Below are 8,787 nucleotides of genomic sequence, written 5' to 3' on the forward strand. Positions count from 1 at the left end.
TAAAATTTTTATAAATGCCGCGTAACTTTTCTGTTGCTTTTTTATCAAAACTTCGTAACTGGGGCAAAGGATGGTCGCATAAGGCGATAAAATATTCTATTTCAACAAATACCCTGTATTTGATCAGGGCGTACTCCGAAAAATAAGCTGCAAGTACTGCAGTGGTATTGCGATAGCGGCCATCTATAGGGGAAATTGCTGAAAGTGGAGTAAGCGTCATAAAGGGATTTTAATTTTTTGCAAAGGTAATAATTCAGTAGCAGTTTTAAGTAGCAGTAGCAGATTGAATGATGATCATGGTTTATAATGAAAGTGTTGGGTTTAAAAAGGTATTTTAAAGTAAAATGGCGTAAATCGCCCTTTACATTGTCGTTATTCCCGCCTGTGAATGCCCGTTGTTTGAAATAAATTTGTTTGCGGGATAAATACTTGGTTCAATGACGGACAACTGCTACTAACAAAGCCACTATTAAACCGGCATTTGTCAGTAGAAGGTAATAAACAATGGAAACTTTGAATTCTAAAAATGTTTCCATAGTTTTGACTTCGAAAGTCAATGAGTCAAACAGAGAGAATTATACAAGGTAGCGAAGAGCTGTTTTTGGTAGCAGGAATAAAAAGCGTTACGATGGACGATATTGCCAGGCATTTGGGCATGTCGAAAAAAACCATCTACCAATTTTTTAAGGATAAAAACGAATTGGTAATTGCTTTAGTACAAAAAAAACTAAAGGAAGATGAAAAGCAAATGGATGAGCTCATCAACCGCTCGGGCAATGTGATCGAAGAAATGATCAATATGATGAAGTGCTCTGAAGAAATATTTTCCAGGATAAACCCGATCGTCATCCACGAACTTCAAAAATTTCATCCGGAAGCATGGAAACAGTTCCAGGAGTTTAAAAACAAGGTTATTACCCAAAAGATGGAACAGCTTTTAACGAAGGGTATTACTCAAGGGTATATAAGGCCGCAGATAGATGTTAAAATTATTGCAAGGATGCATGTGAATATGGTAGAAATGGGATTCAGCAATTCCATTTTCCCGCTTGCAGAATTTAACACATGGAAAGTGCAGCAACAATTTCTGGAACATTTTAGCTATGGCATTTGTACCCTCAAAGGATATAGGTTATTAAATCAATATAAAAATGTAATGGAAGAATAAACTGCTGACATAGGGTTGTCACAGATCAGGACTTACTTTGTGGCAGCTGTCCAAATCAGCTTATATTAATTGTAATACGAACAACACAACAATGAAAATGAAACATATAGTATTAATAATGTCTTTAATATGCGGGGTTGCCTTAGATGGTTTCGCGCAGCAGGCCCCGCCTGATAGTCAGAAATACAACTTCACAGTCGCCGACTGTGTTAATTATGCGTACGAGCACCAGGATTCTGTTATGAACGCTGCCTTAGATATAAAAAGCGCTGACTTTAAAGTAAGGGAAACAATAGGTAGCGGTTTACCACAGATCAGCGGCACCGCAACCTTTCAAAACTATTTAAAAACGCCGGTCGTTCTTTTTGGCACTAACAAGGTTAGTATCTATCAAAACTTTAGTGAAAATAACGCTATCAACTTATCCCAATTATTATTTGACGGATCATATTTGGTTGGTTTAAAAGCCGCTAAAACCTATAAGGAATTATCACAGAAAAATTATACGCGTTCAAGGATCGAGACGAATGTGAATGTTACTAAAGCTTACTACCAGGTTTTGGTAAGTAACGAACAAGTTAAATTACTTGACGCCAATATTAAACAACTGAAACAACAACTGGATGAAACCATTCAGCAAAACAAACAAGGGTTTGTTGAAAAGATTGATGTTGATCGTTTAACCGTGCAATACAATACTTTGGTGAATAATAAAGAAAAGGTTTTGCGCTTACTTGCGCTTAATTACCAGGTACTGAAATTCCAAATGGGAATGCCTATAGAAAATGAGCTTGTATTAAAAGACAAATTAGAAGATGTTCAACTAGGCGACAACTTAAGCGACTTATCAAATGATACTACATTCTACAAAAACAGGATAGAATTTGGCCTTACGGAAACAAACCTGAAATTAAACCAGTTTGATTTAAAAAGGGAAAGATCTCTTTTATTACCGTCATTAGCTTTTATCGGGAATGCCGGCGTTTTATTTCAGAATAATAATCCTTCCCATCTCTTTAGCCCGGGTTATCCTTCTGCTTACATTGGTTTATCACTGAATGTTCCTATTTATAGTGGCGGACAGCATAATAATCGGATAAAGGAATCGGAAATAACTGTTCTTAAGTCACAAAATGATCTTAATAACTTAAAAAATGGTTTGAGACTTCAAGCAAGTCAGGCGTGGATCGGATATATCAACGGGATGCAAACGCTAAAAGTTCAAAAGCAAAATCAGGAATTGGCTGCAGAGGTTTTGCGGGTATCCAAAATTAAATATCAACAGGGAGTTGGTTCAAGCATTGAAGTTACGCAAGCTGAATCAGCACTGGAAAGTGCCGATAACTCCTATATTCAGGGCTTATATGATGCCCTTGTTAGTAAAGTTGACCTTGATAAAGCATACGGACGAATTCAATAAACAGAACCTTGTACAATAACTATATAATAACGACATGAAAAAACTACTCTACATACCCGCCTTTCTTTTACTGGCAGCTTGCAATAAACCAAAAGACAAGGCCACTGAATTGGCCGACCTTAAAAAACAGGAAGCTGATATAAGCGCAAAAATCACAAAGCTATCAGCCGAAATAGGTAAAAAGGATTCTGTTAAATCTACAGATGTTAGCACTTATACGGTAACAACAAGCAGTTTTACTAACTATGTTCAAATCCAGGGCAGGATAGATGCACAGGATAATGTGACTGCTTATTCACAATCGCCCGGTGTAATTACCGCGCTGTATGTAAAACCGGGTCAGCATGTTAACAAAGGCCAGGTATTGGTTCAGTTGGATAATAGCGTATTGAACCAGAACATTGCGCAGGCGCAAACTCAGGTAGATTTAAACCGTACTTTATTTCAGCGTCAAAAAAATCTTTGGGATCAGAAAATTGGTACCGAGGTTCAATTTTTACAGGCACAAACTGCATTGCAAAGCTCACTGAAGCAAGTCGCTTCCTTAAAGCAACAGGCAGATATGTACAGGATTACATCGCCAATTACCGGCAGCGTTGACCAGATGGACCTTAAACTTGGACAGGTTGTTCAACCGGGTCAAAACGGGATCAGGATCGTAAATGCTGATAACCTGAAAGTGAAAGCAGATGTGCCTGAATCCTACGCGCAAAGTGTAAATCAGGGAGATAAAGTGATGATCCTCTTCCCGGATGCAAATGATTCCTTAAAAACTACTGTAACTTTTGCTGCCAAGGTAATTGACCCGGCATCGCGCAGCTTTGCTGTTGAAATTAAATTACCTCTTAAAAAAGGTCTGCGCCCCAACATGACCGCTATTATTAAGATAGCTGATTATTCAAAAGTTAATTCATTAGTTATTCCTATCAAAGCAATTCAAAGATCAGAGAACGGTGATTATGTGTTTGTAAATGAAAATGGCGTCGCTAAAAAGAGAATTATCAAAGCAGGCGCTACTTACGGCGGTAAATCTGAAATTTTATCGGGCCTAAAGTCGGGTGATCAATTGATTACCGAAGGTGCGAGTGAAGTTGAAGATGGGGATAAAATAAAAGTATTGACATCATCCGGTAATTAATTATAGAATTTATTAGAAATGAAAGACCAGGAAAAAGAATTCGGACCCTCAAGCTGGGCAATTGATAATAAAAGGGCAGTATATGTGCTTATATTTTTAATTGCGCTGCTTGGCTTTTGGTCCTATAATAAGCTGCCTAAGGAAAACTTCCCGGATATTACCATATCCAAAGTGTATATAACTACTATTTACCAGGGCCAATCGCCGCAAAATATTGAATTGCTGGTGACCAAACCTTTGGAAAAACAGTTGAAATCGCTTAAAGGATTAAAGAAAGTAACGTCAAACACCCAGCAAAATGTTTCAGTAATTACTGCGGAATTTAATGCAAACGTTAATATCAGGGATGCTAAACAGGACGTAAAAGACGCGGTTGACAAAGCCAAACAAGATTTGCCTCAAAATGATAACCAGCTAAAGCAATCTGATGTTTCTGATATAGATGTTGCTGATCAGCCGATTTTAAATATCAATGTGTCAGGCAACTATGACCTTAAAAAATTAAAGGAATATGCCGATAATTTAAAAGATGATATTGAATCAATGAAGCAGATCTCAAAAGTGGTAGAGGTTGGCGCATTGGAACCCAATATTCAGATCAATGTCGATATCAATAAAATGACTGCAGCGCAGGTGAGTTATAACGATATTATACAGGCTATAGGTAACGAAAATATCATTTCAACAGCCGGCACCATCAAGGCTGATGGCGTGCAGCGAGCCATTGATGTTAAGGAAGACTTTAAAAGTGCCGATGAGGTAAATGCAATGGTGATCAGGAATCCCCAGGGCAAGGCTGTTTACCTGCGCGATATTGCGGAAGTTAAAGATGGTTTCCAGGATCAGATAAGTTATGCCCGTTTGAAAACGCCTGAAGGCCATGATTTTAAAAATGTAATTACACTAAACGTAAGTAAGAGAGCTGGTGAAAACTTAATTGAGGCTTCTGACGACATCTATAAGCTTATCAAGCAAAAACAAAGTACAGTTTTCCCTAAAGGATTAAACATTACAGTTACCGGTGATCAGTCCGACAAAACAAGGTCAACTTTAAACGACCTGATCAATACCATCGTTATAGGCTTTATATTGGTAACCATTATCCTGATGTTTTTTATGGGGACCACGAATGCCATATTTGTGGCCTTGTCTGTTCCGCTATCCTGTTTTATCGCGTTTTTATTAATGCCCGCGATAGGTTTTACTTTAAACATGATCGTGCTATTCTCGTTCCTGCTGGCCCTGGGTATAGTAGTGGATGATGCGATTGTGGTGATTGAAAATACACACCGGATATTCAATAATGGCGCGGTTCCGATCACAAAAGCTGCAAAAATAGCTGCCGGCGAAGTATTTATGCCTGTTTTTTCAGGTACGATGACTACACTGGCGCCATTTGTTCCTCTTGCTTTCTGGAATAGCCTGATTGGTCATTTTATGTTTTTCCTGCCGATTACGCTCATCATTACGTTATTAGCTTCGTTGGTAGTGGCTTATATAATGAACCCGGTTTTCGCGGTTGATTTTATGAAACCGCATTTTAAAGGTGAACATGACCATCAAAAATTCGATCGCAAAACAAAGCGTACCACAATCATCCTTGTCGGCATAGCCATTTTTTGCTACCTGTTGGCAGCTGTTGGCGCTTTAAGTATTGGAATAGGAAATTTTGTTGTGCTGCTGATTGTTTTGTACCTGTTCGATCATTTTATATTATTAAAGTGGATAGACAAGTTTCAAACGAATGCATGGCCCAAATTCCAGGCCTGGTATGCCCGTTTGCTTGAAAAAGCTGTTAGAATCCCATGGTGGATACTTGGTGGTACCGTTATGTTATTTATGTTAACGATTGGATTTTCGATAGTAAGTAAGCTGAAGGTTGAACAATTTCCGTCCGGCGATCCAAACTTTGTTTATGTATATGTTACTTTGCCTATTGGTACCGACCAGTCATACACTAATGGTGTAGTACAAACCCTGGAAAAAAGGGTGGCACAAGTAGTGGCGCCTGATAAGGACATAGTTTCCTCTATCATTTCAAATGTATCAGTCGGCGTTACCGATCCTTCTGATGAAGACCAGGGAACTTATTACAATAAAGGGAAAATAACAGTAGCCTTTGTGGAGTTTAGCAAGCGGCATGGTAAGGACACCAAAAGTATCCTCGCAAAGATCCGTAACTCTGTACAGGGTTTACCAGGTGCAAAAATTGCTGTTGCCCAGGAAGCAAGCGGGCCACCGACCCAAAAAGATATCAGTTTGGAAATGGCTGGTGATAACCTGGATACACTGGTAGCTACTGCGGCCAGGCTTAAAAAGTATATTGGCCAGCAGGGTATAGCTGGTATAGAAGAGTTAATACCTGACGTGGTAAGCGACAAACCTGAAATAGTTTTTGATGTTGACCGTGAAAGAGCAAACAGGGAAGGGATAAATACGACTCAAATAAACACCGCGCTATTTACTTCAATTTATGGCTATAAAGCGGGCGATTTTAGAAATACCAGTGAGGATAAATACGAGATAGATGTACGGGCGCAGCAAAATCAGCGGAATGATATTGACGCTTTACGCAACATGAAGATTACTTACCGGGATTTGGCAACAGGAGGGGCTATCAGGCAGGTACCTATTTCAGCGTTTACGGATATCAGGTACACCAATACTTACAATAATATTAAACACAAACAACAAAGGCGTGTAATTACTTTAGGCTCAAGTGTTATAAAGCCATTTAATGCTACGGAGGTAAATTCTCAGATTTCACAGGCGCTAAAAAACTTTAAATTGCCGGCAAACGTTTCTATCAGGATGGGTGGAGCGCAGGATGATCAGATAGAAACCGCCAATTTCCTTGGCACTGCTTTATTGATCTCATTTGGGATGATCCTTATTATACTGATGGCTTTGTTTAATTCTATTGGTAAAACCCTGATTATTTTAAGCGAAATATTCTTTAGTATCATCGGTGTATTCCTTGGATTGAGCATCTTTCATATGACATTCTCTATAGTAATGTCGGGTGTAGGTATTATAGCGCTCGCGGGCGTAGTGGTTCGAAACGGTATTTTGCTGGTTGAGTTTACGGATATGTTAATTGAACAGGGCGAAAACCTGCATGATGCGGTTGTTGAAGCTGCCAAAACACGTATGACACCGGTGCTGTTAACAGCGGGCGCAGCTATTTTGGGGTTAATACCTTTGGCCGTAGGTTTTAATATTGATTTTGCAAGTCTGTTCACTACAGGCAACCCGCACATCTTTTTCGGTGGGGATAACGTTGCCTTCTGGGGCCCATTATCATGGACAATGATATTTGGTTTGGGATTTGCAACTATTATCACTTTAATCCTGGTGCCTTGTATGTACATTATCCGTGTGAGAATGAAAAACAGGTTGAGTGGCGGAAAGAGTAAAGGTAGAGATGCTGAATTAACTGTTGCGGAAGCATAATTGTAATACTATAAATAGCAGGCGTCGCTTTTTAAAAAATAGGCGCCTTTTTTTTTTGCAAAATTTAAAAAAACTTATATTTATAAAATTTGATAAGTTTGTTAAAAAAGTCAGGATTAAAACTTTTAGCGTAAATTCGCCCATCAATTATTCCATATACAGTGATACATGATTGCCACTAACGAAATACAGGACCTGAAAAAAGAAAAAATTCTGGAAGCTGCGCACCAGCGGTTTTTACATTATGGTTATTCAAAAACAACCATGAACGAGATCGCCAGTGATCTTTGTATGTCAAAGGCTTTGTTGTATTATTACTTTCCAGATAAAAGCCAGCTTTATACTGATGTGATGCGCCGTGTAGCCGATGAATACCTCGAAGTCATCCAAAGTAAAATGAATACGTTCTGCAATCTGAAAGAAGCTTTTGAATTTCAGATCAATTCGCAACATGAATTTATCCTCAAGAATTATAATTTCTTTGATTTTTTCAGGTTGAATGAACAGAACTTACCTGAGATGATATGGGAGATAGTGACGAAAGTGCATGAGACGGAAATAGAGATGCTGGTAAATGCTATCCAGGCAGAGTGTACCAAAGGAAAAATTAAGCCTGTGGCTAATCCGGATGAAATTGTGGAGCTGCTTTTAGATGCCCTGCATGGCGTTAGGGTGAGCGCCCTTTCAAACAAAAAAACCATGTTCCCCGACATGGAGCACATTGACGAAATTCGCAAAAAACGCCTGTTAATGAGCGATATATTTATAAAAGGGTTGATGTACTAATTCAAATTATTTTAAGCTGCATAAACTGTCACCACCTGGTAAAAAGAGCGCTTTTTAACATTTGCAAAAAATATAATGATTAAATTTGACTAATAAAATAAAAAAGTCAATAATTAACATTTTCATATTAATTATTCAAGGTACTTCTTATTTAGAGGTGATTGTTTTAGAGTGATTGAAGCGGGCCTGAAGGAATTTTGGCCCGCTGCTTTTTTAATGTTCTTCCAGCTTAACTAATGTCCAGTTATGTTGATCAGAAGTTGAACCGCCATTATATTTTAACGTGGCTGTAAATTCAGTTTTAATTTCCTCGCCTCTTATATTCCTCGCGTCGAAATGCGAGGTAATGGTATAAACAGAGTCTGAGTTTTTGGTGAATTGGTAGTCTTTATCAGGAAATTCAGGATCTGAGGATTTTATTGAGGATTGTATATAGTCTTTGGCAATTTCGTAAGCATCTTTGCCTGTGGGCATCAGCGGAAAAAAGCCATCATTTGTTCCTGAACGGATCGCAAAACGTACAATGACACCAATAAAAATGATGATGAATATAAGGAGCACAATTATGCCAGTAACGGTTGTCTTCGCTTTCTCCTGCTTTTCTTTTAAATAATCCTTTTGAGGCATAAACCGTAAAAATCATTTACTAGTGGTCCTTATCAGGGACTATTACGATTTTAGCAGAAGTTTTGTTGCCAATTAAATTAATTTAATTGGAGTTAAATGCTTAACCAAAAAATAAATAGGCAACAAAAATAGCCGCGATGATTCCGGCAAAATCGGCAAACAAGCCGGCAGGGATGGCATATCTTGACTTTTTGA

6 protein-coding genes and 1 pseudogene are annotated in these 8,787 nt (G+C 38.4%); 5 read left to right on the forward strand and 2 right to left on the reverse strand.

What is annotated here, in order from left to right; all coding sequences use genetic code 11:
• A pseudogene (locus tag QZY09_RS11970) lies at positions 1-220 on the reverse strand (adenylosuccinate lyase); the annotation flags it as partial.
• Positions 221-556: 336 nt separating this feature from the next.
• Between QZY09_RS11970 and QZY09_RS11975 the strand changes: the two are divergent.
• From QZY09_RS11975 to QZY09_RS11995, 5 genes are all read left to right on the forward strand, one after another.
• Positions 557-1,168 (forward strand): TetR/AcrR family transcriptional regulator, encoded by a 612-nt coding sequence (locus QZY09_RS11975; protein WP_295672695.1) that lies wholly within the window; start codon positions 557-559, stop codon positions 1,166-1,168.
• A 97-nt stretch (positions 1,169-1,265) separates the two neighbouring features.
• Complete coding sequence (locus tag QZY09_RS11980) at positions 1,266-2,588, forward strand: TolC family protein (protein WP_295672696.1); 1,323 nt, start codon at positions 1,266-1,268, stop codon at positions 2,586-2,588.
• Between the two features lie 34 nt (positions 2,589-2,622).
• The gene (locus tag QZY09_RS11985; RefSeq protein ID WP_295672698.1) at positions 2,623-3,726 is read left to right on the forward strand and encodes an efflux RND transporter periplasmic adaptor subunit; all 1,104 of its coding nucleotides are present in this window, start codon (positions 2,623-2,625) and stop codon (positions 3,724-3,726) included.
• An 18-nt stretch (positions 3,727-3,744) separates the two neighbouring features.
• Positions 3,745-7,179 carry an efflux RND transporter permease subunit gene (locus QZY09_RS11990; protein ID WP_295672700.1) on the forward strand — a complete coding sequence of 1,145 codons (3,435 nt, stop codon included), beginning with the start codon at positions 3,745-3,747 and terminating at the stop codon, positions 7,177-7,179.
• A 168-nt stretch (positions 7,180-7,347) separates the two neighbouring features.
• Positions 7,348-7,965, forward strand: coding sequence for a TetR/AcrR family transcriptional regulator (locus QZY09_RS11995; RefSeq protein WP_295672701.1), 618 nt, complete (start codon positions 7,348-7,350; stop codon positions 7,963-7,965).
• A gap of 213 nt (positions 7,966-8,178) precedes the next feature.
• Here the strand turns inward: QZY09_RS11995 and QZY09_RS12000 are convergent, their stop codons facing one another.
• Positions 8,179-8,592: a hypothetical protein gene (locus QZY09_RS12000; RefSeq protein WP_295672702.1), complete on the reverse strand. Its 414-nt coding sequence runs from the start codon at positions 8,590-8,592 to the stop codon at positions 8,179-8,181.
• Positions 8,593-8,787 lie beyond the last annotated feature (195 nt).

Source organism: uncultured Mucilaginibacter sp., assembly GCF_903913935.1.
Lineage (GTDB): Bacteria > Bacteroidota > Bacteroidia > Sphingobacteriales > Sphingobacteriaceae > Mucilaginibacter.